The following is a 26,054-nucleotide window of genomic DNA, read 5'->3' on the forward strand; positions in this document are numbered from 1 at the left end:
CTTTCGGCCGAGCCGTTGTCCGTCGTCCCGCGAACGCGGACAGTTCGCGCTGCCGCGGATGCCGTAGCCGGCTGCCGCGGGCGCCGCAGGAGCCGGGGAACTACCGCGTGCGCGGTAAGTGGCCGATCATCCGGGCGGAGGAGTCGCCCCCGCGAAAAGCTGGCTAGGGTGCGGGGTGTGCGCAAGGGTCCGATCGGTGTCGGGGACTGGGTGATCGCCGTCGGCGTGGCGGCGACGCTGCTGATCACCGGGCTGTCCGAGCAGGCCCCGGCCACGAGTCTCGCCCCGCTGGGCTACGCGTTGCTGATCACCGGCGGGCTGGCGCTGGCCGCGCGCCGGCGGGCCCCGGTCATCGTGCTGGCCGTGACCGGATTGTGCGCACTCGGCTACCAGGCCGTCGGTTTCGGCGTGCCTGTCGTCGCGTACCTGTTCGCCGTGTACGCCACGATGAGGGCGGGACACCGGGTCGTCACGGTGGCGGGTTCGGTGCTCCTGATCGCCACGCTCCCGTTCGCGGCCCTGGTCTCCCTGCACGACCTGAGCAAGGCGTACGCACAGTCCCGAGGCGCCCTCGAGTTGGCGTGGCTGGTCGCCGCCGGTGCGGCGGGTGAGGCGCTGCGGCAGGCCGAGCGCCGGGCGGAGGAGGCCGAACGCACCCGTGAGGAGACCGCGCGGCGCCGTGCCGACGAGGAGCGCCTGCACATCGCGCGAGAACTGCACGATTCGCTGACCCACCAGATCTCGGTCATCAAGGTGCAGGCCGAAGCGGCGGTCCACCTCGCCCGCAAGCGTGGCGAACCGGTGCCGGAGACGCTGCTGGCGATCCGGGAAGCCGGTCGTGAGGCGACTCGGGAACTGCGCGCCACCCTGGAAGCGCTGCGCAGCGACACGAACCCTGACAACGACAACGACGGGATGAGCCCGTCGCGTGGGATCGACCATGTGCCGGGGCTGGTGGCACAGGCCCGCACGACCGGCCTGGACGCGACACTGGCCATCGAGGGACATCGGCGTGCCATCCCGGCCGCGGTGGATCGCACCGCCTACCGGATCGTCCAGGAGTCACTCACCAACATCGCCCGTCACGCGGACGCCACGACGGCGTCGGTCCGGATCGACTACCGTCCCGACGCCCTGGCCATCCGAGTCGATGACGACGGCAGGGCCACGCCGGACACCACGCCGGTGCCCGGCAGGGAGCCCGGAGTGGGGTTGCTCGGGATGCGCGAGAGGGTCAACGCCCTCGGGGGTCGCCTCCGCGCGGAACCGCGCGGCGGCGGTGGCTTCACCGTCCACGCCGAACTCCCCGTGGACCGGACACCGGACCGCACGTCGTGATCCGTGTCCTGCTGGTCGACGACCAGCCACTCATCCGCAGCGGGTTCCGCGCGTTCCTCGACGGAGAAGACGACATCGAGGTCGTGGCCGAGGCCGGGGACGGGAGCGAGGGCCTGAGGCTGGCCAGGCAGCACCTACCGGACATCGCGCTCGTCGATGTCCAGATGCCGGTCGTCGACGGTATCGAGACGACCCGGCGCATCGCCGCGGATCCGGCCCTGGCCGGCCTCCACGTCGTCATCCTCACGAACTACGGCCTGGACGAATACGTTTTCCAAGCGCTGCGCGCCGGCGCCGCCGGGTTCCTCGTCAAGGACATCCAGCCGGAGGACTTCCTGCACGCCATCCGTGTCGCCGCTCGCGGCGACGCCCTGCTCGCCCCGTCGATCACCCGCAGACTGATCGATCGGTACGTCACCCAGCCGTTCGACACTGGCGACGGCACCGCCACCGGCGCGGTGCTGGGACAGCTGACCAACCGTGAACGGGAGGCCGTGGCCCTGGTCGCGCGGGGACTGTCCAACGACGAGATCGCCGACCGGATGGTGATCAGCCCGATGACCGCGAAAACCCACATCAACCGAGCCATGACCAAGCTCCACGCCCGCGACCGCGCCCAACTCGTGGTCCTCGCCTACGAATCGGGCCTGGTAACCCCCCGCAACTCCTGACGGGCACGGACAGAACCACACGGTCCGGGCTTGACGATGCCGGTCCGCAGGCCGTCCTCCCCGACCCCCGGCGTGACACCCGCCGCCCGGGCCACCATGGGACCCGGGCGCCCCCGCACCGTATTTCTCGCCGTGAATAGCGGGTTTTCTAGGCCGAGACGAACGGCGCGTAGCCGGGCTTGATCACGTTGTTGATCAGGTCCAGTCGCTGATCGAAATCGAGGAAGGCGGACTTCATCGCGTTGATGGTGAACCACTGCAGATCGTCCCAGCCATAGCCGAACGCCTCGGCCAGCGCGGCGAACTCACTCGACATCGAGCAGCCGCTCATCAGCCGGTTGTCCGTGTTGACGGTGACCCGGAAGTGCAGCCGCGCCAGCAGGCCGATCGGGTGCTCGGCGATCGAGGCGGCGGCGCCGGTCTGCACGTTCGACGACGGGCAGATCTCCAGCGGGATCCGGCGGTCGCGGACATAGGCGGCCAGCCTGCCCAGCCGCACGGTCCCGTCCGGACCCGTTTCGATGTCGTCCACAATGCGCACGCCATGGCCCAGCCGTTCCGCGCCGCAATGCTGGATGGCCTCCCAAATGGAGGCCAGCCCGAAGGCCTCGCCGGCGTGAATCGTGAAATGCGCGTTATTGGTCCGCAAATATTCGAAAGCGTCGAGATTGCGGGTCGGCGGGAATCCGGCTTCGGGACCGGCGATGTCGAATCCCACCACTCCGCCGTCCCGGTAACGCACCGCGAGCTCGGCTATCTCCAGTGCGCGAGCATGCTGACGCATCGCACACAGGAGAGTACCCATTCGGATGAATTTTCCCCGTTTGGCTGCTCGACGCTCACCCTCCGCGAAACCGGCCTGAACGGCCTCGACCACGGCCTCCAGCGACAGCTCCCGTTCGACGAACAACTCGGGCGCGTAGCGCACCTCGGCGTAGACCACGCCGTCCGCCGCCAGGTCCTCCACCGCTTCGGCGGCCACCCTGACCAGGGCGTCCTCGGTCTGCATCACTCCGCACGTGTGCGCGAAGGTCTCCAGGTACGACTCCAGCGACCCCGAATCCGCCGCCTCCCGGAACCATTTGCCCAGTTCATCGACATCGCTGGAGGGCAGACCGGAGTACCCGTGCGCCTCCGCCAACTCGAGTACGGTGCGCGGTCGCAGCCCGCCGTCCAGGTGATCGTGGAGTAACACCTTGGGCACAGTCCGAAGGGATTCCAAGGTCATCGAGGGGGTGTCGGAGGTCATGCCGTCCACCGTACCCAGCGACCCCGCCGCCGATGGCCTACGACGCTCGGCACGGCTCGCGCCATCGGTGTCCGGAGAATGACCGGGCCCGGCACACCGCGCCCGCACACCTTTACGGGGGTGATACCCAACCCAATTCCGCAATGGATAAGCTTCGCTCCACGTCCCTTCTTTCCCCGCCGACGAAGGACATCGAAGTGACCACTGACAATCACATTGGAGCTCCGTCCTTCGACCGGATGCGCAACATGCTGGTGCGCGCGGCCGAAGTACGCGAGAGCGAGCAGCAGCAGATCTTCGACGCGCTCGACGACATCTACGCCCGTCTGGCGCCGGTGGACTCACTCGGTGCCGTGCGGAAGCGCCTGTCCGAGCTGCCCGACCGGACCGAGGTCGGTGTTCTCGCCGAGCGCCTCGACGAGGCGATGACGAAGCTCGAGGCCCAGGACAACGCGATCGCGGACCTCGCTCGCGCGGTGGAAAGCATCGTCGACAAGCTGGCGAAGCCGTTCGCCCAGCTCGACGGCAGGCTCGACGGCGTGGCCGCCCGGTTCGAGGGCGTCGCGGGACGGATGGACGGCCTCGAGGACAAGCTGGCGAGCATCCACCGGCGCCTCGACGAACTGAACGCGCACCTGGACAAGCAGGACAGCAAGCTCGACGCGCTGCCCGCCGCCGTGCAGGGACCGCTCAAGGAGCGCCTCGAACTTGCCGAGTCGACGCTGCGGGAGCGCATCGACACCGGCGACGCCGACCTCAAGGCCCGCGTCGAGGCGCTCGACGGGGCGACCCGCGAACGGATCGACGGAGCCACCCAGGCACTGCGCACCGCGCTCGAGGAGACCGGCGAGATGGTCGACTCCTCCGTGCGGCTGGAGCAGATCACCAACCGGCTCGACCAGGTCACCGGCCGCCTCGACGACCTGACCGGCCGGATCGACAAGGTCGAGGACGGCATCAACGCGCAGTTCGGCGACCTCGGCGGCACGGTGAAGGGCGCTTTCTCGCGGGTGGAGAACACGCTGTCCGTCCAGCCCGACACCGACTCGGTGAGCTCGCTGGTGCGCCGCCACAACGAGGAGTCCGAGCGCCGCATCGGCGGTCAGCTCGACGAGGCGATGGCGACCTTCGCGGAGCTGATGCTCGGCGGTGGCCCGGCGGTGCCGCAGATTGCCGCGCCCGCCCCGAACCCGCGCCAGCCGCGTCGCGCCCGCAACGGCCGCGCCCCGAAGGGCCCGGAGATCAAGGGCAAGACCGAAACCGGCGACGAGTCCGGCGAGTCCTGACCCCGCACCCCCACCTCGAAGTGCCCCCCTCCCACTCCGGGAGAGGGGCACTTTTTCGTGCGGCACTGGGCCGCGAGGGACCCCACGGCCGTTTTGGCCGGGGCGGGATGCCCTGAAGGTCGCCTTCAGGGTCATAAAGGCCCTCAAGGCCACCTTGAGGGCACGACCCCGGCCGTGAGGGGGCCCTCACGGCCGGGCGCGCAGGGTGTCCAGGATGAGGGGCGCCGGGGTGACGGGCGTGTCGGTGATGCGCACCTGTCCGGACAGCGCTTCCAGCGCGCCGGGAACGGCCTCGGGGGTGTCGGTGTGCAGTTCCAGCAACGGCTGCCCTGCCGAAACCGCTTCCCCCGGCTTCGCCAGGCACAGGATGCCCGCGGCGTGCTGCACGGCCTCCTCCCGCCGCGCCCGGCCCGCGCCGAGCCGCCACGCCGCGATCCCGACGGCGTAGGCGTCCAGCACGGACAGGTACCCGCCCCGCTCCGCCGTCACCACGTGGACGTGCCGTGGCTTCGGCAGCGGGGCTTCGGGGTCGCCGCCTTGGGCCCGGATCATGCGGCACCAGGTCTCGTAGGCCTCCCCCGAAGCCAGCACCCGGGCAGGATCGGCTTCCGGCAGGCCGGCCAGGGCCAGCATCTCCTTCGCCAGCGCCACGGTCAGTTCGACCACGTCCGCCGGGCCGCCGCCCCGCAGTACCTCGACGGCTTCGGCAACCTCCACCGCGTTGCCCACCGCACTGCCGAGTGGAACGTCCATTCCGGTCAGCAGCGCGGTGGTGGCCACCCCGTGCGCGGTGCCGATCTCGACCAGGGTCCTGGCCAGCTCCCTGGCCTGCGCCTCGGTCTTCATGAATGCGCCGGAGCCCGCCTTGACGTCCAGGACGAGTGCGGACGAGCCTTCGGCGATCTTCTTGCTCATGATCGAACTCGCGATGAGCGGGATCGACTCGACGGTTCCCGTGACGTCCCGCAGCGCGTACAGCTTCCGGTCGGCCGGGGCGAGCCCCTCGGTGGCGGCGCACACCACCGCGCCGACCTCGCGCAACTGGCGGACGATCTCCTCGGCGGACAGTGCGGCCCGCCAGCCGGGGATGGACTCCAGTTTGTCCAGGGTGCCGCCGGTGTGTCCGAGCCCGCGCCCGGACAGCTGCGGCACGGCCGCCCCGCAGGCCGCGACCAGCGGGGCCAGCGGCAGCGTGATCTTGTCGCCGACCCCTCCGGTCGAGTGCTTGTCCACGGTCGGCCTGCCGACGTCGAGGGCGAGCCGCTCCCCCGAGTCGATCATCGCCCTGGTCCAGGCCGCGATCTCGCCTGCGTCCATACCGCGCAGGAACACGGCCATCGCCAGTGCCGACATCTGCTCCTCGGCCACCGCCCCGCGCGTGTAGGCGTCGACGACCCAGGCGATCTGCTCGCCCGACAGGCGCCCGCCATCCCGTTTGGCCCGGATCACGTCCACGGCCGCGAACTTTTCCATGCTCACGACGGTAGATCCGCGGGGCCGAACGCGTCGGGCAGCACGGCCGACATCGGGCGGATGCCCACGGGCGTGTCCACCTCGCAGGTGGGGCCACCGAGCTCGTAGAGGATCTGGCGGCAGCGGCCGCAGGGCATCAGGAGTTCACCGTCGCCCGAGCGGCAGGCCACCGCGACCAGCCGGCCGCCGCCGGTGAGCCGCAACTGGCCCGCCATGGTGCATTCGGCGCACAGGGCGAGGCCGTAGGAAGCGTTTTCGACGTTGCAGCCCAGCACAACCCGGCCGTCGTCGACCAGGCCGGCCACCCCGACCAGCAGTCCCGAGTAGGGCGCGTACGCGTTCCGCGCCGCCTGGACGGCCTGTTCCCGCAGCCCATCCCAATCCACTGTGGACACTTCAGTCACCTTCCCCGCGGTGGTAGGGCGCGCCGTCGGCCTTCGGCGGGCGAAGCCGCTGCGAAGCCACCGCCAGCACGATCAGGGTCACGAAGTGCGCGGTGTACGGGATCAGGTCGCTCGGCAGGTCGTCGTTCGCCCAGTAGATCCAGTACAGCACGGCCGCCCCGGCGAGGCCGAGCGCCGCGGCGAACCACTGGCGCCGGACCAGCTGCACGATCACGATCACCGCGAGCAGCAGCACCGCGCCGTACAGCAGCGCCAGCACGGCCTTGCCGCCACCGGACAGGCGCAGCCCGTCCGCGTAGCCGAACAGCGCCGCGCCACCGAGCAGGCCGCCCGGCCGCCAGTTCCCGAAGATCATCGCCGCGAGGCCGATGTACCCGCGGCCGTTGGTCTGGTTCTCCAGGTACCCGCCGCCACCCGCGAGCAGCACCAGCGAAGCGCCGCCCATCCCGGCCAGCCCGCCGGAGATCAGCACGCCGAAGTACTTGTAGCGGTACACGTTCACGCCGAGGGACTCCGCGGCCACGGGGTTCTCCCCGCACGAACGCAGTCGCAACCCGAAACGCGTCTTCCACAGCACGAGATAGCTCACCGGCACCAGCAGGATCGCGATCAGCGCCAGCGGCGAAACCTTGCTGACCAGTCCGTCGATCAGCCCGGCGGCGTCCGAGACGCCCACCCGCTGCTGGGCTTCCAGCCCGCTCAGCCAATCCGACAGGAAGGTCGCCGAGTAGGTGTCGAAGGTCGGCACCGGCGGCGACTGCCGCGGATTGCCCGACAGCGGTTCGAAGATCAGGGTCGACAGGTACTTCGCCACCCCGAGGCCGAGCAGGTTGATCGCGACACCGGAGACGATGTGGTTGACGTTGAAGGTCACCGTGGCGATCGCGTGCAGCAGGCCGCCCAGCGCGCCGAACAGGATCGCCGCGCCCAGCCCGGCCCACACGCCACCGTGGAAGGCGCCCCAGGCGGCACCCCAGGTCCCGAGGATCATCATGCCCTCGAGCCCGATGTTCACCACCCCGGCGCGTTCGGACCACAGGCCGCCGAGCCCGGCCAGCAGGATCGGCAGCGCGAGGCGCAACGCGGTCTGCGCGGTGTTCGTCGAGGTCAGCGTGTTGACCCCGGTGAGGTACGACGCGGTGGACAGCACGGCCACCACACCAATCGCCCACAGCACCCCCCTGGCCCAGCCCGGTACGCGCCGTTTGCGCTGGGCCGTGGGGACCGTCGCCGGAGCGGCGGACGGATTCCGATCGGTCACCGCACTCACAACGTGCCCCCTTCGCTGACGCTCGCCGGACGGGCGGCGAGCGCCCGGCCGACCCGGTGCTGGGCGCGGGCCAGGTCGGCCCGCTTCACCACCTCGTAGGCCACGACCACGGACAGCACGATGGCGCCCTGCATGATCGTGGCGATCTCCTTGGGCACGTCGACCGTTTCCAGCGAGACCGCGGACTTGTCCAGGAACGCCCACAACAGGGCGCCCAGCGCGATGCCACCGGGATGGTTGCGGCCGAGCAGCGCGACCGCGATGCCGGTGAAGCCGTAGCCCTGCGTGGAGGTGATGGCGTAGCTGAAGTCGCGGCCGAGCAGTTCCGGCAGTGCGATCAGCCCGGCCACCGCGCCGGAAAGCAGCATCGCGACCAGGGTCATCCGCTTCGCGTTGACCCCGCCCGCGGCGGCGGCCGTCGCCGACTCGCCACTGGCCTTGAGCTCGAAACCGAACCGGGTCCGGTTGAGCATGAACCAGTAGGCCAGGCCGATGGCGGCGGCGATCACCACGAAACCGAACAGCGTGGCGCCGCCGATCGGGATGCCGGGCACGCTGCCCGAGGCGTCGATCGGCCGGGTGCGCAGGTTGTTGCCGGTCAGCACGCCGAACTGCTTGGGGTTGATCAGGAAGGCCACGATCCCGCCGACAATCGAGTTCAGCATGATCGTGGAGATGACCTCGCTGACCCCCCGGGTCACCTTGAGGACCGCGGGCAGCGCGGCGTAGGCCGCGCCCGCGAGGGCCGCCACCAGGATGATCACGAAGGTGTGCACCACCGGCGGCAGGTGCAGCGCCCCGCCCGCGATCGCGGCGATCACCGCCGCGAACCGGTACTGCCCCTCGACCCCGATGTTGAACAGGTTCATCTGGAAGCCGATGGCCACGGCGAGCCCGGACAGGTAGTACACGGACGCGAGGTTCAGCGTGTCCACCGCGGTGGTGCCGCGGAACAGCTGCCTGATCATCGTCCCGTACGCCTGCAGCGGGTCGGCACCCGAGATCAGCAGCGCGACCGAGCAGATCAGCAGGGAGAAGACGATCGCCAGCAGCGGCGGAAGAACCTTGGTACGCCAGGAAGTCACGCCGCTGTCCCTTCGTCAAGCGCCCCGGTCATGGCGGAACCCAGTTCCTGGGGTGTCACGGTGGCCGGATCGGCCTGGCTGACGAGTCTGCCTCGCAGCATGACCTGGATGGTGTCCGACAACCCGATCAGCTCGTCGAGATCGGCCGAGATCAGCAGCACCGCGAGCCCGTCGTGGCGGGCCCGCCGGATCTGCTCCCAGATCAGTGCCTGCGCGCCGACATCCACCCCGCGCGTGGGATGGGAGGCGATCAGCAGCACCGGATCGCCGGACAGTTCCCGGCCCACCACGAGCTTCTGCTGGTTACCGCCGGACAGGGCGGCGGCGGGCACGTCGATCCCCGGGGTGCGCACGTCGTACTCGCGCACGATCCGCTCGGTGTCCGCACGGGCGCCCGCGATGTCGAGCAACTGGCCCCGGGAGACCGGCGGGCGCGACTGGTAGCCGAGGATCCGGTTGACCCACAGGGGTTCGGTGAGCAGCAGGCTGTGCCGGGTGCGGTCCTCGGCGATGTAGCCGATCCCGGCCTCGCGGCGGGCGAGCGTGCCGAGCCTGGTCAGATCGCGCGCCTCACCGTCGGCGCCGACGAGCTGGACCGTGCCGGCCGCGGCGCGGCGCATGCCCATGATCGTCTCGACCAGCTCGGTCTGCCCGTTGCCCTCGACCCCGGCGATGCCGAGCACCTCGCCCGCGTGCACGGTGAACGACACGTCGTCCAGGGCGGCACGCTGCCCGTCCTCGGCCAGCAGGCGGAGACCGGTGACCCGCAGCACGTCCCGGGTGGTCACGGTGGACTCGCGCGTTTCGGGGCTGGGCAGCTCGGAGCCGACCATCAGTTCGGCCAGTTCGCGCGAGCTGATCTTCTTCGGGTCGGCGGTGCCGACCGTGGTGCCGCGGCGCAGCACGGTCACCGTGTCCGCGATCTCGCGCACCTCGTCGAGCTTGTGGGAGATGAAGAGGAAGGTGAAGCCTTCGGCGGTCATCTCGCGGACGGTGTCGAACAGCGCCTCGACTTCCTGGGGCACCAGCACCGCGGTCGGCTCGTCGAGGATGATGATCCGCGCGCCGCGGTAGAGCACCTTGAGGATCTCCACGCGCTGCCGGTCGGCCACGCCGAGGCTTTCCACCAGCGCGTCGAGCGGGGCGGCCAGCCCGGTCCGCCCGGCCAGTTCGGCCATCCGTGCGCGGGCCCGGCGCCCGATCCCGTGCAGGCCCTCCGCACCGAGCAGCACGTTCTCCCGCACCGTCAGGTTGTCGGCGAGCATGAAGTGCTGGTGCACCATGCCGATGCCCGCCCTGATCGCGTCCTGGGGGTTGCGCAGGCGCACCGCGGCACCGTTGACGGTGATGGTGCCCTCGTCGGGTTGCTGCATCCCGTAGAGGATCTTCATCAGGGTCGACTTGCCGGCCCCGTTCTCGCCGCAGACCGCGTGGACCTCGCCGGCACGGACCGTGAGGTTCACATCGGAGTTGGCGACCACGCCCGGGAACCGCTTGGTGATCCCGGACAGCTCGACAACCGGTTCTCGATCGCTCATGAAGCTCCCCGAAAGGTGTGAGGGGCACTACCGGCAAGGGCCCGGGAAGGGGTCGCCTTCCCGGGCCCGCTACGCCTTGGTGCGTCAGTTGCCGGCGGTGGTGGACACCGTGATCTTGCCGGAGATGATCTCCTGCTTGTAGCCCTCGAGGACCGGCACGATGTCGTTGATCTTGCCGCCCGAGGTGGCGTACCCGACGCCGTCGACCTTCAGGTCGAACCGCTTCGGCAGGGAGCCCAGCGTGTTCGTGGCGACCGCGGCGAGGTAGTCGTACACCGCGACGTCGACCCGCTTGAGCATGGACGTGATGATCACGTCCCTGGTGGTCTCCACCGTCTTCTGGTTGTACTGGTCGGAGTCCACGCCGATGGCCAGCACGCCCGCCGACTTGGCGGCCTCGAACACGCCCTTACCGGAGGCACCGGCGGCCTGGTAGACGACGTCGGCGCCCTTGCTGATCTCGGCCGCGGCCACCACGTTGCCCTTGGCCGGGTCCTGGAAGCCGGTGAAGTCACCCGCCGGGGTGAGGTACTCCTTCTCCACGACCACCTTCGACGAAGCCGCCTTCGCACCCTGCTCGTAGCCGGCCTGGAACTTCTGGATCAGCGGGGTGTTCACGCCGCCGACGAAGCCGACGTGGCAGTTCTTGCTCTTGTAGACCGCGGCGACGCCGGCCAGGAACGAGCCCTGCTCCTCCGAGAAGACCAGCGGGGTCACGTTGGGCGCGGTGATCGAGTCGTCGTCGATGATCGCGAACTTGGTGCCCGCGAACTTCGCCGAGACCGCCTTGACCGCGTCCGCGTAGGCGAAACCGACCGCGACGACCGGGTTGTAGCCGTCGGTGGCGAGCTGGGTGAGGCGCTGCTCCTTGGCGGCCTCGTCCTCGTTGGCGCCTGCGGTGCTCTCGCGCACGTCCTTGACGCCCAGGTCCGTCTTGGCCTTGTCGACCCCGGCGGCGGCCGCGTCGTTGAACGAGGCGTCGCCCCGGCCGCCGATGTCGAAGGCCAGCCCGACGCGCATGCTGCTGCCGTCGACCTTCCCGCTCGCGGCACTCGACGACGCGGCGGCCGCCGAGCCGGCGGACGGCGCGGTCGCCGTCACACAGGAGCCCACGGTGGCGACGTTGCTGCTTCCCCCGCTGCCGCCGGAGTCCTTGGCACAACCGGCCAGCGCGAGGACACCGACCATAGCGGTGGCGGTCAGTGCCGCGGCACGCGTTCTACGCACGCTCTCTCTCCCTCCCCGCTGTGTTCCAGCGGACCCGAGAACGGCCCGGCACAGCTGCCGGGCTCGACTGGCGAACCGTACCGGTCGGTGAACGATTCACCACGAAGGAGCAACGGCCCGTAACCTAAATGTTTAGTTGGACCCCGGCAGCGCTATCGTTCCACTACGTCACGTGATCATCACACGATCGGGTGACGGCGCGCACAGGGTGGGTGTCTGGTCGATCACACAGGACAACCCGAGGGTGAGTACGTTACCGGCCGCGGGTTTAGCATCCGAATATCCAAGCTCGTTGACGCTGATTTCACGGGCAAAGTCCAACCACGACGTTGGAGGCCGTTCACCGATGTCCACCACGGCTACCCCCGCCGCTGAAAGCCCGGCGGCGGAGGCGAGCGATCGGGCGGGTGCCTCACGCCGGAAGGGGACCTTCTACCGGGGCGACCCCGGCATGTGGTCCTGGGTCCTGCACCGCATCACCGGGGTACTCACCTTCTTCTTCCTGTTCGTCCACGTGCTCGACACCGCACTGGTCCGGGTCTCGCCCGAGACCTACAACTCGGTCATCGAGACATACAAGACCCCGATCGTCAACCTGCTGGAGGTGGGGCTGGTCGGCGCCGTGCTGTACCACGCCCTGAACGGCATCCGGGTCATGCTCATCGACTTCTGGTCGAAGGGTCCGAAGTACCAGCGGCCGATGCTGTGGACGATCGCCGTCATCTGGGTAGTCGTGATGGTGCCCGGGGCGATCGCCATGCTCTGGCGCACGGCATCGATCTTGTTCGGAGGAAGCGCGTCGTGAGCACCCCATCCCTGACGCTCGACAAGCCCCGCTCGCCCCGCCGCCCGGCGGCCCGGCGGAGCAACACCGAGCTCTACAGCTGGCTGTTCATGCGGATCTCCGGCCTCGCGCTGATCATCCTCGTGCTCGGCCACCTGCTGATCATGAACATCCTCGACGGCGGTGTGCACCGGATCAACTTCGGCTTCGTGGCCGGCCGGTGGGCCTCCCCGTTCTGGCAGTTCTGGGACCTGGCGATGCTGTGGCTCGCCGAGATCCACGGTGGCAACGGCCTCCGCACCGTCATCGACGACTACGCCCGCAAGGACAGCACGCGCTTCTGGCTGAAGATCCTGCTCTACGTCGCGATGGCGATCATCCTGTTCGTCGGCACGCTGGTGATCTTCACCTTCGACCCGAACATCCACAGCTGACCCCACCACCAAGGAAACGGATATGCAGTTCCACAAGTACGACGTGGTGATCGTCGGCGCGGGCGGCGCGGGTATGCGCGCCGCCATCGAGGCAGGGCAACAGGCCCGCACCGCGGTGCTCACCAAGCTCTACCCGACCCGCTCGCACACCGGTGCCGCCCAGGGCGGCATGTGTGCCGCGCTCGCCAACGTCGAAGAGGACAACTGGGAGTGGCACACCTTCGACACGGTCAAGGGTGGCGACTACCTGACCGACCAGGACGCGGCCGAGATCATGGCGAAGGAAGCCATCGACGCGGTGCTCGACCTGGAGAAGATGGGCCTGCCGTTCAACCGGACGCCCGAAGGCAAGATCGACCAGCGGCGCTTCGGCGGCCACACGCGTGACCACGGCAAGGCCGCGGTGCGCCGGGCCTGCTACGCGGCCGACCGCACCGGTCACATGATCCTGCAGACGCTGTACCAGAACTGCGTCAAGCACGGCATCGAGTTCTTCAACGAGTTCTACGTACTCGACATCGCGATGACCGAGACCGAGGACGGCCCGGTCGCCTCCGGCGCGATCGCGTACGAGCTGGCCACCGGCGAGATCCACATCTTCCAGGCGAAGTCGATCGTGTTCGCCACCGGTGGCTTCGGCAAGGTCTTCAAGACCACCTCGAACGCGCACACCCTCACCGGCGACGGCATGGGCATCTACTACCGCAAGGGCCTGCCGCTGGAGGACATCGAGTTCTACCAGTTCCACCCGACCGGTCTGGCCGGGCTGGGCATCCTGCTCACCGAGGGTGCCCGCGGTGAAGGCGCGATCCTGCGCAACGCCGACGGCGAGCGGTTCATGGAGCGCTACGCCCCCACCATCAAGGACCTCGCGCCGCGCGACATCGTCGCCCGGTCGATGGTGCTCGAGGTGCTGGAAGGCCGGGGCGCGGGCCCGCACAAGGACTACGTGCTCCTCGACTGCACCCACCTCGGGGCCGAGGTGCTCGAGACCAAGCTGCCGGACATCACCGAATTCGCCCGCACCTACCTGGGTGTGGACCCGGTGAAGGAGCCGGTGCCGGTGTACCCGACCGCGCACTACGCCATGGGTGGCATCCCCACCAACGTGCACGGTGAGGCCCTGCAGAACAACGAGAAGATCATTCCCGGCCTGTACGCGGCCGGCGAGGTCGCCTGCGTCTCGGTGCACGGCGCGAACCGGCTGGGCACCAACTCGCTGCTGGACATCAACGTGTTCGGCCGCCGCGCGGGCATCGCCGCCGCCGAGTACGCCAAGGGCCACGACCACGTCGAGCTGCCGGACAACCCGGCGAAGCTGGTCCAGGGCATGGTCGACCACCTGCGCACCGCGCACGGTGGCGAGCGGGTCGCGGACATCCGCACCGAGCTGCAGCAGACCATGGACACCAACGCCGCGGTCTACCGCACCGAGGACACGCTGAAGACGGCGCTGACCGACATCCAGCGGCTCAAGGAGCGCTACGGCCGGATCTCGGTCCAGGACAAGGGCAAGCGGTACAACACCGACCTGCTCGAGGCGATCGAGCTGGGCTTCCTGCTCGACCTGGCCGAGGCGCTGGTCAACGCGGCACTGGCCCGCAAGGAGTCCCGTGGCGGGCACGCCCGCGAGGACTACCCGAACCGGGATGACGTCAACTTCATGCGGCACTCGATGTCGTACAAGATCCTGCCGGAAAAGGAAGACCCGGACGCCCCGCTGGGTCTCACCGGGTTCATGGCCGACATCCGGCTGGACTACAAGCCGGTGACCTTCACCCGGTACGAGCCGATGGAGCGGAAGTACTGATGACCGCTGTTGCTGAGAACACGGCCCACGACACGTCGAAGGTTCCCGCGCCGGAAGGCTCGGTCACCATCACGATGAAGATCCTGCGGTTCAACCCGGAGCTCGACTCCGAACCGCACTGGGAGTCCTACGACGTGCCGGCGCTGCCGACCGACCGGGTGCTCAACGTGCTGATGAGCATCAAGAACTACGTGGACGGCACCCTGTCGTTCCGCCGTTCCTGCGCGCACGGCATCTGCGGTTCCGACGCCATGCAGATCAACGGGATCAACCGGCTGGCCTGCAAGGTGCTGGTGAAGGACCTGCTGGCGAAGGAAGGCAAGCAGACCGTCGTCACCGTCGCCCCGATCAAGGGCCTGCCGACGATGAAGGACCTCTATGTCGACATGGAGCCCTTCTTCGAGGCGTACCGCTCGGTGAAGCCGTACCTGATCGCCTACGGCAACGAGCCCACCCGGGAACGCATCCAGTCGCAGGCCGACCGGGAGCGCTTCGACGACACCACGAAGTGCATCCTCTGCGCCTGCTGCACCTCCTCGTGCCCGGTCTACTGGAACGACGGGTCGTACTTCGGCCCGGCCGCCATCGTGAACGCGCACCGGTTCATCTTCGACTCCCGTGACGAGGGCGCCGAAGAGCGGCTGGACATCCTGAACGACTCCGAGGGCGTGTGGCGCTGCCGCACCACCTTCAACTGCACCGACGCCTGCCCCCGCGGCATCCAGGTGACCAAGGCGATCCAGGAAGTCAAGCGCGCCCTGCTGTTCAAGCGCGTCTGACGGCCCGCACGCCACGAACAACGGCGCCGCATCCTTCACCCGGAGGATGCGGCGCCGTTGTTTTGCTGGTCACCAATCGTGCCCTTGCCGAGCACACTCGGTCTTATGATTTCGGCAACCTCGGCTCGACATAGTCGGAGACCTTGCTCACCACTACGCATGCACCGTCGGTTGTCGCTGTCGCATCGTTGATATCAATTCGGCCCGAGCCCACCGCGATGCTGAGCAAACAATCCCCTTCAAAGCCGTTATTCTTGATTACAACCGCTTGACGCCCTTCAGGCGTAGTTGCATGTGACAACTGCCCACCCGTTTTGACTGCAAGGCCGTCGATTGCCTGTGTCGGGCGCATCGTGATACTGAAGACGTGTCCCAGGGTGTCGTTCGCTGTCGACTGGGACCACCTGCAACTACTTACCCCTTTACCCCCGAGGTCGCCTAAGTCTTGATGCGCCCCGACTCCCGGCGCGATTTGTTTCGCTTCCGTGTCGGTAAGGAGTGTGCAGGCATTGAGACCGGTTGCCACATTTGGCATAACCGTGGTCGAAGGCGCACTGAAACTCAAGGAGGCCGATTGATGACCCGCAGGTGGCACCCTTCCCGCCGGGGTGTCAGCGCAGGCCGTCAGTGCGAGAGCGGCAACGCCGAAAGTGGCAGCAAGGGCCGCCAGGCGCATCCGTTCCTCCTTAAGGGCGTGCAGGCTAGGACTTGAGAGTTCGGACGGTACCGTGCTCGCTGTCCTCGTAGTTCCGCTTCACCTGTTCGGAGGTGCCCGGGACTAGCTTCGCGATTCGCTCACGATTTCGGTAGCCTCGGCTCGACGTAGTCGGAGACCTTGCCGACCACCGAGCATGCGCTGTCGGTACTGGCACCCACACCCACCACTGCATCGAATAGGTCGACCCGACCGGAACCGACTGCGACGCTCACCATACAAGTCCCCCGACCTCTGATGTTCTTCACTATCGCAGCCTGACGCCCCTGACTGGTAGTCAAATTCAAGAGTTGCGCACTCGGGCCAACAACAATATCTTTCAACCCCTGGGCAGGCCGTACTGTCACACCAATCGCATGCGAGGGCGTGTCGTTCGTCGCCGATTTGTTCCAACTGCAGGCACTAGTGCCGGAGCCACCCTGTTCACCCAGATCCCGGTGCCCTTCGGCCCCGGAGACCACTTGCTGCGCCTCGGCATCCGTGAGCAGGGTGCAAGCGTTGAGCCCCGCCAAACCATTCGATCCCGGCGATTCACCTGAACTCGACATTGCCGTTTGACTGGCACTGGGTAGGGCTTGTCCGGTTTGGGTGCTCGTGCAGGCTGCCATCGTCATGGCGGTCGCAGCGATGATGATGATGGTGAGGGCTGCTGGGCGCACCCGTTTCCTCCGTGTCGGCGGGCTGGCTAGGACTTGAGAACTCGGACGTTACCGTGCTCGTTGTCCTCATAGTTCTTCTTGGCCTGGACGAGGGCATCACGGGTGTCGTCGAGGATCTGTTGCCACTGTTCGACGACCGCGTCAGCCGAGTTAGCCAGTCCGGTTCCACCTTGTTGGACATGCCCAGCAACCCGTTGCGCATAAGGTCCCGTACCCAGTTGCGGTGTCTGGATGACGTTGTTCACGGCCAGATAGAGGCCCGAAAGTTCCGTATATCCGGTGTTGATCGCGGCCATGAGGGCGTCGAAGCCGTTCTCGGTGATACGGAGCTGTCCGGACGCGGCGGCGTTCTTGAGACCCTGGGCAGCCTGTTTGGCCTGGTTGAGGGCCTGATCACTGACACCCGTTTGCACGGCGGCGACGATGTCCGCGATGAAGCCGGTCGAGCCGAGTTGGCCGCCGCCATCAGCTGGGATGTTGACTCCCATGGTGCTCCCTCCCCGAAGTCGTGTCCGGTTCGAAGGTAGCAGCGGCGGGGCGGCGCGGGACGTGGTTTGCCGTGTTTGGCGACCGGCCGGAGGGAGTTTCCTGACCGAAACGGTCACGCACCGACTTGACGGTCGCTACGATGAGGGCGTAGAGAGCGCTTCCAAAATCGGGTAGGGGGACGACGAGGATGACTTCTCCGTGGTCGACTGCTCCGCAGCCGCCGAAGACCTATGGTGACGGGCACAAGACGGCGCAGGACATCGCGGCGATGCCGGATGCCGAGCGGGAGCGCTACGTCACGGAGTCCATGTCTCCCGAGGACCGGGCCAACTACCTGCAGGACGCCGCGCAGGCGAAGACGGCGTCCGACCCGGGTTTGCTGCCCATTCTCGACCAGCTCATCGCGAGGGTCGAAGCGCAGGCTCAGGCCAACAAGTACAACCAGCAGACCATCGCGCAGACGACCACCGGGCAGACCCAGTACGTGGAAGGTCTGCCCGCGTCGGACATCAACTACAAGGCCGTCGACCACGCCGAGTTGCAGAGCTATGTCACCAACGGCCTGGACGCGGGGCAGGTCGGCACGACGTCGAACGGCTACCACGAGTTGGCGTCGTCGTTCGACCGGATCGCGACCGCGTTCAACGACGCGGTGAACAAGTCGCAGACCGAGTGGGAGGGTGACGCGGCCGACGCCGCACGCGGATACTTCACCAGTACCCACCAGTGGGCGGACGCGAACGCGCAGAATGCGCGGCTGGCGTCGGAGGTGACGTATCAGCAGTCGACGGCGGCGCAGACGGCGAAGTCGAGTATGCCCGCGCCGGTGCCGTTTTCGTGGTCGGATGAGATGAAGAGCTGGGCGACGTCGAATCCGTTGGATTTGGCGGACAACATCCAGAAGTCGATGGACAAGCAGCAGCAGAGCCAGCAGGCCCATGACCAGGCCGCGCAGGTCATGACCAGCTACGACCAGAACCTGTATGCCGCGGCGTCCAAGCAGCCCGTGTTCGCCCAGCCCCCCACCTTCACCCCACCCAACGGTGGCGCGATCGGCAGCGTGGTCGGCGGCGCCATCGGCTCGACTGTGGCCTCCGGCTACACCGGCCCCACCGGCGGCACCATCCCCGGCGGCGGTGGGGGCGGCTACAACGGTGGCCCTTCGGGCGGTCCCGGTGGCGGTAACGGGGGTGGGTCCCCGATCGGGAACCTGCCCGGCTATCCCACGCCCCCGCTGTCTGGTGGGGCCCGCACCGGTGGTGGTGGTGGCTCCTCGCGGCCGGGTGGCACCTCGGCGCAGGGTTACCAGGCGCCCGCCACCAACACCCCCACCACGTCGAACTCCAACTCCAACAGCCTGCCCGGGCTGGGTGGCATGCCAATGGGACCCATGGGTGGCGGGTTCTCCCCCGGTGGCGACAGCGAGGGCTACAGCAGCAAAATCGGCCGCGGCGGCAGCGGCGGTGGGTTCGGGCCCGGCAGCGGGTCCGCCGCGGGCAGCGGGTCCGCGGCGGGGGCCGGGGCGCAAAGCGGTGCCCGTGCCGGCGGTGCCGGAGCAGCCGAAACCGCCGCCGGCGGCAGCAGCGGCGGCCGCGGCGCCAGTGCCGCCAGTCGCGGTGGCATGGGTGGCATGGGCCACGGCGCCAAAGGCGAAGGCGCCGAAGACGAAGAACACACCCGCCCCTCCTGGCTCGTCGAAGCCGACCCCGACGACATCTTCGGCACCAACGAACGCACCGCACCCCCCGTCATCGGCGCATAAACACCGGCGGGTCCGTGCAGCGGGGGACGTTTGCTTCGAATGATTCGAAGCAAACGTCCCCCGCTCCGGCACCCCGGCCGAAGAGGGTCAGGCGCGGGAGCGGCGAAGGCCGCGCCAGCCGATGACCCCGATCACGGTGCCGAGGATGAACGACACGATGGTCAGGATCAGGTGCACCACGAAGAACGAGGTGGCCGAGCCGTCCGGCGCCCAGGACTGGGAACTGGCCCACAGGTTCTTCGCGAACGTGATCCAGATGATCCAGGACCAGACACCGAAGGCCAGCAGAAACCAGGCGACACGTCGAGACATGCTTCGAGTATCCCCCCGGTCGGTGCGGCCGGTCTTGCGGGTAAGCGCGACTGTGGTGCACTAATCTCCCAGTTCGTGCGCAGCGTTGATCCCCGGGCCGCCCTCGGTCTCGTCCTGGCCCTGCTGTCCGGGTTTCTGATCGGCACCGCCCCGACCGCCGCCGCGGTCCAGACCTGTCCGGACCAGCAGGCGCCCCCGCCGCCGGTGGACACCTCGGAACGGTCCGCGCCCGGCCAGCCTTCCCCGCAACCGCTGCCCGTGCCGGACCAGCCCGTGGGCGGCACCAGGATGGCCGAGTGCGGTGTGATCACCCCCGACAGCACGAACCTTCCCCCGGACACCACCGCCGCCTCCTGGGTGATCCAGGATCTCGACACCGGCGCGGTCCTCGCGGCGAAGAACCCGCACGCGCGCGAAAGACCCGCTTCACTGATCAAGACGCTGTTGGCGCTCGTGGTGATCCGGGAACTCCAGCCGAGCCAGGTCGTGGTCGCCACCCCCGAGGACGCGAGCCAGGAATGCACCTGCCTCGGCCTGGTCGCGGGTGGGAGCTACACCGTCGACCAACTGCTGCACGGCCTGCTCATGCACTCCGGCAACGACGTGGCGCACGCGCTGGCCACCGCACTCGGCGGGGTACCCGCCGCGGTGCAGAAGATGAACGCGCTGGCCGCCTCGCTGGGAGCGACCGACACCAGGGCGGCGACACCGTCCGGTTTGGACGGACCGGGCATGTCCACCTCGGCCTACGACCTCAGTCTGGTCTTCCACGCCGCGATGAAGGAACCGGAGTTCGCCGAGGTGGTGCACACCAAGGGCTTCCAGTTCCCCGCGCAGGGCGGTAAACCCGCCTTCGGCGTGGTCAACGATAACAAACTGCTCGGCAGCTATCCCGGTTTCCTCGGCGGTAAGACCGGTTTCACCGACGACGCCCGCCACACCTACGTGGGCGGCGCGGCGCAGGGCGGCAAACGGATCGCGGTGGTGATGATGCGGGCCGAGCAGCGGCCCACCCTGGTCGTCGCGCAGGCCGCGAAACTCCTCGACTACGGTTTCCAGTTGGCCAAGGCCGGGTTACCGTCGGTCGGGCAGTTGGTCGAACCGGCGGTGAGCGCCAACGCCAACAACGCCGCGGCGCCGGCGGGGGCCGTGGGCTCCGCTCCCGGCGCCTCTCACCGCGACGCCTTCGGCGTGACCGGCTGGGTGCTCACCGGGGTGGTCGCGCTGCTGATCCTGATCGGGTTCGTGCTCCAGCGCCGCCGCCGGGGCCACACCTCGTCGGCGGACTGACCCACCCGCTCAGCCGCGCCGCCGCCCTAGCCAGGCGAGGAACGCCCCGGCACCGAACGCACCCGCGACCGAACCGGCGCCGAGCCCGCGCCGGACCGGCACCAGCGGGCGGATCACCGCGGGCGGTGGCGGTTCGACCACGTTGACGATGTTCTCGGAGGCGGTCGCCGTCCACGCCGTGACGAACAGCACGAACCGGGAGACCAGGTTCGCGAACACCAGCAGGCCGATGATCGGACCGATCAGCACCCCGATCGGCGAGCCCAGCACACTGGCCAGGTAGATCGACCCGACCTGCTTGAGGATTTCGAACCCGACAGCGGCCATGACCGCGCCCTTCGCGGCGCTGCGCACCGAGACGTGTTCACGCGGGAGGCGGGAAAGCACCCAGAGGAACACCAGGGTGTTCGCCGTCAGCGACAGCACCACGGTGATCACGGTGAGCACGAAGGCGGCCCAGCCCTGGTCGGCCAGGCCCGCCTGTTTGAGCAGCCACCGTCCGATCCCGCCGCCGACCGCGGTGAGGCCGAACGACACGACCAGCGCCACCCCGAGCCCGACCAGCGCGAGCAGGTCCTTGAGCGTGGTGCTGATCAACGGCAGCTTCTTCTTTTCCTGGCCCCACTGTGCGGTGAGCGCGTCGCGCAGGTTGGTCATCCAGCCGACGCCGGAGTAGAGGGCGAGCACCAGACCGAGGATCCCGGTGGTGCCGCGCGAGTTGATCGCGGTGTTGATCAGGTCGTTGATCAGGCCCGACAGGCCGCCGGGGACCGAAGAGACGATGCCGGAGCGGAGCTGGTCGAGTGCGGCCTGGTTGCCTGCCAGCACGAAACCGGCGATCGAGAATCCGACCAGCAGCAACGGGAAGAGGGACAGCACGCTGAAGTAGGTGATCGCGGCGGCGTAGTGGTTCCCGTACCGCTCGCCGAAGGCCTCGCTGGCTCTGAACAGGTGATCCAGCCACGGGTGTTTCCGGCGCAGTCGGGGGATCAGTTTCTCTTTCGCTTCCGCCACACGCGGACGTTATCCGCCCGCCGCCGACCTCGCAATCCGCACCCGCCGATCTGAACCGGCGCGAAATCCGTTCTGGGACAAGGGATTTCGGTCAAGCCGGTCCCGGCGAACCCACCCTGGCGGAGGAGGGTGCCCCGGGCCCGGGTTGCCGCACTTCTACCCGAAGTGCGGCAACCCCGAAGACGGTCAGCGGCCTCCCGCGGCACCGGCGGGCGGACCACCGCCCGGATTGCCGCCCTGGCCGCCGGGACGGGCACCGCCACCGACGAGACCGCGGGTGTTGGTGTTCGCCGTCGGCAGCGGCTGGCTCAGATCGGCCAGTACCACCTGCTCACCGGCGTTCAGGCCGGTCTTGATCTCGGTGACGGCCGGGCCGACGACCCCGACGGTCACCCGCCGGACCTCGGTCTGCTGCCCCGACAGCACGGTCACGCCGGCCGAGTTCCCCAGCAGGCGCACCGCCGAGGTCGGCACGGTCACCGCGGCCTCGGCGGAACCGGTGACGATCGACACCGCGGCGGTCGCGCCCTGGTGCAGTTCGGTGCCCGGCGGCAAGGAGATGGTCACCGGGTAGCTCGGCGAGCCCGATGAAGTGGTGCTCGCCAGCAGCCCGATCGCGGTCACGCTGCCGGTGATCGGGGTACCGCTGCCGTCCGGGGTGACCAGCACCCGCTGTCCCGGCTTGACCTGGCCGGCCTGGCTGTCGCTGACCGCCGTGCTCACCTGGACCGCCCCGTGCCCCAGCACCACGATGCGCCCGCCGGAGGATGCCTGTCCCGCGGTGAGGCCGACCTGGCCGATGGTGCCGTCGATGGGACTGACCATGGTGGCCGCCGCCAGGTTCTGCTGGGCGACGGCCACCTGGGCGTTCGCCGCGTCGATGGCCGCCTGGTCGGCCGCCAACTGCTGGGCCGAGGCCGGGGTGCTCGTCTTCGTGCCCGGCGAAGAACCCGGCGAAGAACCCTGTGCGGACGAACCGGTGGAGGACCGCGAACCGGTCCCGGATTTCGGCGTCTGGCTGGGCGCCGCCTGGGTGCCCGGCGAGGTGCTCTGCGGTGTGCTCGCGGCTTTCGCGAGCATCGCCGACAGCGCGTTCTCCGCGTCGGCGAGCTTCTGCTCGTCGGTGGAGGTGGCCTGCTGGGCGTCCTGGGTCTGCTGGATCGCCGCGGTGCAACTGTCCACAGTGTCCTGGCTCGGTGGCTGCTTCGGATCCGGGTTCACCACCGGCTGGCAGGCCTTCTGCTGCGCGGTCAGCGCGGCGGAGACCGCGGCGAGGTCCTTGTCCACCTGCTGCTGGGCCTCGATCACGGCGTCCTGCGCCGCCTTCAGGTCACCGGAGCCGCCGCTGCCGGAGGTGCCCGCGGTGCGGTACAGCGCCGGGGTGACCCGCCCCGTACCCGCCGCGGTGCCCTGTCCGGACTGGTCGGCGGCCAGTCTGGCCTGTGCGGTGGCCAAAGTGGATTGCGCGCTGGCGAGCTGGCTCGACAGCGCGGTGGTGTCGAGCCGGGCCAGCGTCTGCCCGGTGGTGACCTGCTGTCCGGCCGTCACGCCGACCGAGGCCACCTGACCGCTCACCGGAAAGGACACGGTGGCCTGGTCGACGGCCTGAATGGTGCCGGTGGTGTCCAGGGTCGCGGTCACCGAGGCCGGGCCCGCGGTCGCGGTGCGGTAACCCGGCGCCGAGGACGCCGAGGTCGCCCAGACGACCGCGATGCCCGCGACCACCACGACCACGCCGGTCACGGTGAGCACCCGGCGAACGCGCTCAGCCATTCGTCCCTCCCGTGCGCTGACGGCCGCCGGCCGCGCAGCCGTTCGCACCGGCCTGGCTGATGGCGATCGCGGTCGCCGTCACCGCCCCGGTGTCGTCGGCCTTTCCGTTCGCCGTCACGCACTCGCCGACCTTGAGCGCACTGGAGTCCGCGGTCACCGCCTTGGTGTAGGTGGTGCCGCCGTCGACGGTGACCGTGACGTCGGTTTCCGCTCCGGTCTGGCGGTTTTCCTCCGCCAGCGTGAACCCGGTGGCGCTGACCGCGGTCACCTTGCCCGCCGCGCGAGCGCCGTTCGGATTGCCGTTCTGGCCGCCGGGTGCGCCGGAGGGCCGGTTCGGACGGCTGCCGCCACCGTTCTGCGGCCGCATTCCCCCGCCCGCACCGCATCCGTTCGCCGACGCCGCGGTGACCTCCACGCTCTTCGCGGTGATCGGCTGGCCGGTCCCGCCGACGATCACGCACGAGCCGACCGTGACATCGGCCAGCGCGGCGGCGACCCGGTTGGTGAACGTGGTGGTGCCGGAGAAGTTCACGGTCACCTGCCCGTCGGCGGCGTTCTGCACCTCGATGCTGGAGGCGGCCACCGCGGCGACCGTGCCCGCGGCGGCGGGGCCGCCCCGCTGCCCGTTGCCGGGGGCGGCGGGGCCGCTCGAAGCGGCGGCGCCGGTTCCGCCGCCCGAAGACGAAGAACCGCACGCGGCCATCGCCAGGGCGAGCACGGCCCCGGTGGCCGCGATGATCAGGCGTCGGATCGTCATGCCTTCCTCCGTGTCATTCGCTGCGCAACGCGTCGATGGGTGCCAGCCGAGCGGCGCGGCCGGCCGGGTACACGCCGAACACCAGGCCGATCGCGATCGCGGTGAGGATCGCGACGAGCGCGGCGACTGGCGAGATGGTGATCGGGATGGCGATCAGGTGCGGCAGGACCAGCGCGCCCGCGATGCCCAGGAGCGCGCCGAGCAGGCCGCCCGCCAGGCCGAGCACCGAAGCCTCCACCATGAACTGCCGCCGGATCGCCACCGGGCTCGCGCCGACCGCCTTGCGCAGGCCGATCTCGCGGATCCGCTCGGTGACCGAGACCAGCATGATGTTCATGACGCCGATCCCGCCCACCAGCAACGAGATCGCGGCGACCCCGCCGAGCAGCAGGGTCAGCGTCCTGCTGACCGAACTGGCCGTGTTCAGCAGCGACTGCTGGCTGTTGATGGTGAAGTCGGCGGAGGCCGCGCTAGCGAGGTGGTGCAGCACCAGCAGTTCCTGGTTGGCCTCCTGATAGGCCGCGGACAGCGTGTCCGGCGTGGTGGCCTCCAGGTAGATCGCCTGTACCGAGGTGCGGTTCGCGCCGCCGGTGAGGCGGTCGGCCGCGGTGCTGATCGGCACCACCGCCTGGTCGTCCTCGTTGAGCGCGGACGAGGTGCCCGCCGAGGCGAGCACGCCGATCACGGTGAACGGCGTGCTGCCGATGGTGACCGTGCGGCCCACCGCGTTGGTGCTGCCGAACAGTTCGGACGCGGTCGTCGGCCCGAGCACCACCACGGCGGCTTCGCTGGTCTCGTCCGCCTCGCTGAGGAAGCGGCCCTGGTCGAGGGTCTTGGCCCGCACCTGCAGCCACGGCGGCGTTGTGCCTACGACCGACGTGGTCCAGGTGGTGGCGCCGGCCGCCAGCGACGTGCTGCGCGTCGTGGTCGGGGCGACGCCCGCGATGTCCGGCGCCACACCGGGTGCGGCGAGCGCGGTGGCGTCGTGCACGGTGAGCGTGGTGGCCGAGCCGCTGCCGCCGCGCACTCCGGTGCTGGTGGTGGCGCTGCCCGGGGAGACCACGAGCAGGTTCGTGCCGAGGGAGTTGATCGCCGAGGCGACCTGGGCCTGTGCTCCCTGGCCGAGGCCGACGGTCAGGATCACCGCGGCGATCCCGATCAGGATGCCGAGCATGGTCAGCCCGGACCGGAGCCGGTGGGCGCGGATGGCCTCGAAGCTCGTGCGCAGGGTTTCCAGCCAGTTCACCGGTTCTCCCCCGTGTCCGATTCGATGAGGCCGTCCCGCAAGCGCACCACGCGGTCCGCCTGTGCCGCCACGTCTTCCTCGTGCGTGATCAGCACGATGGTGTGGCCCGCCTCGTTGAGCTCGCGGAACACCGACAGCACCTCGGCGGTCGAGTGCGAGTCCAGCGCGCCGGTGGGCTCGTCGGCCAGCACCAGCGACGGCCGGTTGACCAGCGCCCGTGCCAGCGCGACGCGGGACTGCTGGCCGCCGGAAAGCTCGTTGGGCCGGTGTTCGATCCGCTCGCCGAGGCCGACCCGCTCCAGCAGTTCCACCGCCCTGGCCTTGCGCTCGGTGCGCCGGACCCCGGCGTAACAGAGCGGGAGCTCCACGTTGCGCCAGGCCGACAGCCCGGGCAGCAGGTTGAACTGCTGGAAGACGAACCCGATGCGGCGGTTGCGGATCGCCGCGAGTTCCAGTTCGGACAGATGGCTGACATCCTCGCCCGCCAGCGTGTAGCTCCCGCTGCTGAGCAGGTCGAGACAGCCCAGGATGTGCATCAGGGTGGACTTGCCCGAGCCCGAGGGCCCCATGATCGCGACGTACTCGCCGTGCTCGACGCGCAGCGAAACCCCGCGCAGCGCTTCGACTTCCACCACGCCCGTGGAGTAGACCTTGCGGACATCCCGGACGTCGATCACCGCTTCCGGCAC

General features: G+C 69.1%; 25 protein-coding genes. 9 read left to right on the forward strand and 16 right to left on the reverse strand.

The features are described 5' to 3' along the window. Nucleotides 1–177: 177 nt before the first annotated feature. Together ORV05_RS29435 and ORV05_RS29440 are read left to right on the forward strand one after the other, a co-directional pair. Nucleotides 178–1,338 (forward strand): sensor histidine kinase, encoded by a 1,161-nt coding sequence (locus ORV05_RS29435; RefSeq protein WP_268755221.1) that lies wholly within the window; start codon nucleotides 178–180, stop codon nucleotides 1,336–1,338. Continuing rightward, nucleotides 1,335–2,009, forward strand: coding sequence for a response regulator (locus ORV05_RS29440; protein ID WP_268755222.1), 675 nt, complete (start codon nucleotides 1,335–1,337; stop codon nucleotides 2,007–2,009). The genes ORV05_RS29435 and ORV05_RS29440 overlap by 4 nt, the downstream gene beginning before the upstream one ends. Nucleotides 2,010–2,157: 148 nt before the next feature. Here ORV05_RS29440 and ORV05_RS29445 read toward each other — a convergent pair whose 3' ends face one another. Further along, nucleotides 2,158–3,258: an adenosine deaminase gene (locus ORV05_RS29445; protein ID WP_268755223.1), complete on the reverse strand. Its 1,101-nt coding sequence runs from the start codon at nucleotides 3,256–3,258 to the stop codon at nucleotides 2,158–2,160. Between the two features lie 197 nt (nucleotides 3,259–3,455). On the opposite strand from ORV05_RS29445, the gene ORV05_RS29450 reads away from it, so the two are divergent. Then, on the forward strand, nucleotides 3,456–4,544 hold the full coding sequence (locus ORV05_RS29450) for a PA containing protein (protein ID WP_268755224.1): 1,089 nt from the start codon (nucleotides 3,456–3,458) through the stop codon (nucleotides 4,542–4,544). 186 nt (nucleotides 4,545–4,730) lie between these two features. On the opposite strand, the gene ORV05_RS29455 is transcribed toward ORV05_RS29450, so the two are convergent. The 6 genes from ORV05_RS29455 to ORV05_RS29480 all read right to left on the reverse strand — a co-directional run bounded on the left by ORV05_RS29455 (nucleotide 4,731) and on the right by ORV05_RS29480 (nucleotide 11,502). Next, nucleotides 4,731–6,017, reverse strand: coding sequence for a thymidine phosphorylase (locus tag ORV05_RS29455; RefSeq protein WP_268755225.1), 1,287 nt, complete (start codon nucleotides 6,015–6,017; stop codon nucleotides 4,731–4,733). Nucleotides 6,018–6,019: 2 nt separating this feature from the next. Beyond that, entirely contained in the window at nucleotides 6,020–6,412 is a 393-nt protein-coding gene (locus ORV05_RS29460; RefSeq protein WP_268755226.1) for a cytidine deaminase, read from the reverse strand. Nucleotide 6,413: 1 nt separating this feature from the next. Continuing rightward, nucleotides 6,414–7,682, reverse strand: coding sequence for an ABC transporter permease (locus ORV05_RS29465; RefSeq protein WP_268755227.1), 1,269 nt, complete (start codon nucleotides 7,680–7,682; stop codon nucleotides 6,414–6,416). A gap of 5 nt (nucleotides 7,683–7,687) precedes the next feature. After that, entirely contained in the window at nucleotides 7,688–8,776 is a 1,089-nt protein-coding gene (locus tag ORV05_RS29470) for an ABC transporter permease (protein WP_144585511.1), read from the reverse strand. Next, on the reverse strand, nucleotides 8,773–10,314 hold the full coding sequence (locus ORV05_RS29475; protein ID WP_268755228.1) for an ABC transporter ATP-binding protein: 1,542 nt from the start codon (nucleotides 10,312–10,314) through the stop codon (nucleotides 8,773–8,775). The genes ORV05_RS29470 and ORV05_RS29475 overlap by 4 nt, the downstream gene beginning before the upstream one ends. An 84-nt stretch (nucleotides 10,315–10,398) precedes the next feature. Further along, nucleotides 10,399–11,502 (reverse strand): BMP family lipoprotein, encoded by a 1,104-nt coding sequence (locus ORV05_RS29480; protein WP_268759954.1) that lies wholly within the window; start codon nucleotides 11,500–11,502, stop codon nucleotides 10,399–10,401. Between the two features lie 385 nt (nucleotides 11,503–11,887). Between ORV05_RS29480 and sdhC the strand changes: the two genes are divergently transcribed. The 4 genes from sdhC to ORV05_RS29500 are packed head-to-tail and all read left to right on the forward strand — an operon-like array spanning nucleotide 11,888 to nucleotide 15,348. Then, nucleotides 11,888–12,346: a succinate dehydrogenase, cytochrome b556 subunit gene (sdhC, locus tag ORV05_RS29485; protein ID WP_268755229.1), complete on the forward strand. Its 459-nt coding sequence runs from the start codon at nucleotides 11,888–11,890 to the stop codon at nucleotides 12,344–12,346. Continuing rightward, nucleotides 12,343–12,759 (forward strand): succinate dehydrogenase hydrophobic membrane anchor subunit, encoded by a 417-nt coding sequence (locus tag ORV05_RS29490; RefSeq protein ID WP_268755230.1) that lies wholly within the window; start codon nucleotides 12,343–12,345, stop codon nucleotides 12,757–12,759. Before sdhC ends, ORV05_RS29490 begins: the two co-directional genes overlap by 4 nt. Before the next feature lie 22 nt (nucleotides 12,760–12,781). Beyond that, the gene (sdhA, locus tag ORV05_RS29495; RefSeq protein WP_268755231.1) at nucleotides 12,782–14,569 is read left to right on the forward strand and encodes a succinate dehydrogenase flavoprotein subunit; all 1,788 of its coding nucleotides are present in this window, start codon (nucleotides 12,782–12,784) and stop codon (nucleotides 14,567–14,569) included. Further along, complete coding sequence (locus ORV05_RS29500) at nucleotides 14,569–15,348, forward strand: succinate dehydrogenase iron-sulfur subunit (protein ID WP_144585527.1); 780 nt, start codon at nucleotides 14,569–14,571, stop codon at nucleotides 15,346–15,348. Before sdhA ends, ORV05_RS29500 begins: the two co-directional genes overlap by 1 nt. Before the next feature lie 103 nt (nucleotides 15,349–15,451). Here the strand turns inward: ORV05_RS29500 and ORV05_RS29505 are convergent, their stop codons facing one another. From ORV05_RS29505 to ORV05_RS29515, 3 genes are all read right to left on the reverse strand, one after another. After that, nucleotides 15,452–16,024, reverse strand: a complete 573-nt coding sequence (locus ORV05_RS29505; RefSeq protein ID WP_268755232.1) for a DUF3558 family protein — start codon at nucleotides 16,022–16,024, stop codon at nucleotides 15,452–15,454. Between the two features lie 119 nt (nucleotides 16,025–16,143). After that, a complete protein-coding gene (locus ORV05_RS29510; RefSeq protein WP_268755233.1) occupies nucleotides 16,144–16,722 on the reverse strand; it encodes a DUF3558 family protein in 579 nt (192 codons plus the stop codon). Between the two features lie 26 nt (nucleotides 16,723–16,748). Continuing rightward, nucleotides 16,749–17,210: a hypothetical protein gene (locus tag ORV05_RS29515; RefSeq protein WP_268755234.1), complete on the reverse strand. Its 462-nt coding sequence runs from the start codon at nucleotides 17,208–17,210 to the stop codon at nucleotides 16,749–16,751. Between the two features lie 188 nt (nucleotides 17,211–17,398). Between ORV05_RS29515 and ORV05_RS29520 the strand changes: the two genes are divergently transcribed. Further along, nucleotides 17,399–18,973 carry a hypothetical protein gene (locus tag ORV05_RS29520; RefSeq protein ID WP_268755235.1) on the forward strand — a complete coding sequence of 525 codons (1,575 nt, stop codon included), beginning with the start codon at nucleotides 17,399–17,401 and terminating at the stop codon, nucleotides 18,971–18,973. An 87-nt stretch (nucleotides 18,974–19,060) separates the two neighbouring features. Here the strand turns inward: ORV05_RS29520 and ORV05_RS29525 are convergent, their stop codons facing one another. Further along, nucleotides 19,061–19,285, reverse strand: coding sequence for an SCO4848 family membrane protein (locus ORV05_RS29525; RefSeq protein WP_144593186.1), 225 nt, complete (start codon nucleotides 19,283–19,285; stop codon nucleotides 19,061–19,063). Between the two features lie 75 nt (nucleotides 19,286–19,360). Between ORV05_RS29525 and ORV05_RS29530 the strand changes: the two genes are divergently transcribed. Then, a complete protein-coding gene (locus ORV05_RS29530) occupies nucleotides 19,361–20,575 on the forward strand; it encodes a D-alanyl-D-alanine carboxypeptidase family protein (RefSeq protein WP_407652591.1) in 1,215 nt (404 codons plus the stop codon). 9 nt (nucleotides 20,576–20,584) lie between these two features. On the opposite strand, the gene yhjD is transcribed toward ORV05_RS29530, so the two are convergent. From yhjD to ORV05_RS29555, 5 genes are all read right to left on the reverse strand, one after another. Then, entirely contained in the window at nucleotides 20,585–21,589 is a 1,005-nt protein-coding gene (gene yhjD, locus ORV05_RS29535) for an inner membrane protein YhjD (protein ID WP_268755236.1), read from the reverse strand. A gap of 186 nt (nucleotides 21,590–21,775) precedes the next feature. Beyond that, the gene (locus tag ORV05_RS29540) at nucleotides 21,776–23,362 is read right to left on the reverse strand and encodes an efflux RND transporter periplasmic adaptor subunit (protein WP_268755237.1); all 1,587 of its coding nucleotides are present in this window, start codon (nucleotides 23,360–23,362) and stop codon (nucleotides 21,776–21,778) included. Continuing rightward, nucleotides 23,355–24,119: a DUF5666 domain-containing protein gene (locus ORV05_RS29545; protein ID WP_268755238.1), complete on the reverse strand. Its 765-nt coding sequence runs from the start codon at nucleotides 24,117–24,119 to the stop codon at nucleotides 23,355–23,357. The genes ORV05_RS29540 and ORV05_RS29545 overlap by 8 nt, the downstream gene beginning before the upstream one ends. Nucleotides 24,120–24,132: 13 nt before the next feature. After that, nucleotides 24,133–25,365, reverse strand: a complete 1,233-nt coding sequence (locus ORV05_RS29550; protein WP_268755239.1) for an ABC transporter permease — start codon at nucleotides 25,363–25,365, stop codon at nucleotides 24,133–24,135. Continuing rightward, a complete protein-coding gene (locus tag ORV05_RS29555; protein ID WP_407652593.1) occupies nucleotides 25,362–26,054 on the reverse strand; it encodes an ABC transporter ATP-binding protein in 693 nt (230 codons plus the stop codon). The genes ORV05_RS29550 and ORV05_RS29555 overlap by 4 nt, the downstream gene beginning before the upstream one ends.

This window comes from Amycolatopsis cynarae (genome assembly GCF_026802195.1).
In the GTDB taxonomy this organism is placed as follows: Bacteria; Actinomycetota; Actinomycetes; order Mycobacteriales; family Pseudonocardiaceae; genus Amycolatopsis_E; species Amycolatopsis_E rhizosphaerae.

Coding starts and splice junctions, on each gene's coding strand:
- ORV05_RS29445 (WP_268755223.1), bottom strand. CDS start 3,258: ATGACCTCCGACACCCCCTCGATGACCTTGGAATCCCTTCGGACTGTG.
- ORV05_RS29455 (WP_268755225.1), bottom strand. CDS start 6,017: ATGGAAAAGTTCGCGGCCGTGGACGTGATCCGGGCCAAACGGGATGGC.
- ORV05_RS29475 (WP_268755228.1), bottom strand. CDS start 10,314: ATGAGCGATCGAGAACCGGTTGTCGAGCTGTCCGGGATCACCAAGCGG.
- ORV05_RS29480 (WP_268759954.1), bottom strand. CDS start 11,502: ATGGTCGGTGTCCTCGCGCTGGCCGGTTGTGCCAAGGACTCCGGCGGC.
- sdhC (WP_268755229.1), top strand. CDS start 11,888: ATGTCCACCACGGCTACCCCCGCCGCTGAAAGCCCGGCGGCGGAGGCG.
- sdhA (WP_268755231.1), top strand. CDS start 12,782: ATGCAGTTCCACAAGTACGACGTGGTGATCGTCGGCGCGGGCGGCGCG.
- ORV05_RS29500 (WP_144585527.1), top strand. CDS start 14,569: ATGACCGCTGTTGCTGAGAACACGGCCCACGACACGTCGAAGGTTCCC.
- ORV05_RS29505 (WP_268755232.1), bottom strand. CDS start 16,024: ATGCGCCTGGCGGCCCTTGCTGCCACTTTCGGCGTTGCCGCTCTCGCA.
- ORV05_RS29515 (WP_268755234.1), bottom strand. CDS start 17,210: ATGGGAGTCAACATCCCAGCTGATGGCGGCGGCCAACTCGGCTCGACC.
- ORV05_RS29520 (WP_268755235.1), top strand. CDS start 17,399: ATGACTTCTCCGTGGTCGACTGCTCCGCAGCCGCCGAAGACCTATGGT.
- ORV05_RS29525 (WP_144593186.1), bottom strand. CDS start 19,285: ATGTCTCGACGTGTCGCCTGGTTTCTGCTGGCCTTCGGTGTCTGGTCC.
- ORV05_RS29540 (WP_268755237.1), bottom strand. CDS start 23,362: ATGGCTGAGCGCGTTCGCCGGGTGCTCACCGTGACCGGCGTGGTCGTG.
- ORV05_RS29545 (WP_268755238.1), bottom strand. CDS start 24,119: ATGACGATCCGACGCCTGATCATCGCGGCCACCGGGGCCGTGCTCGCC.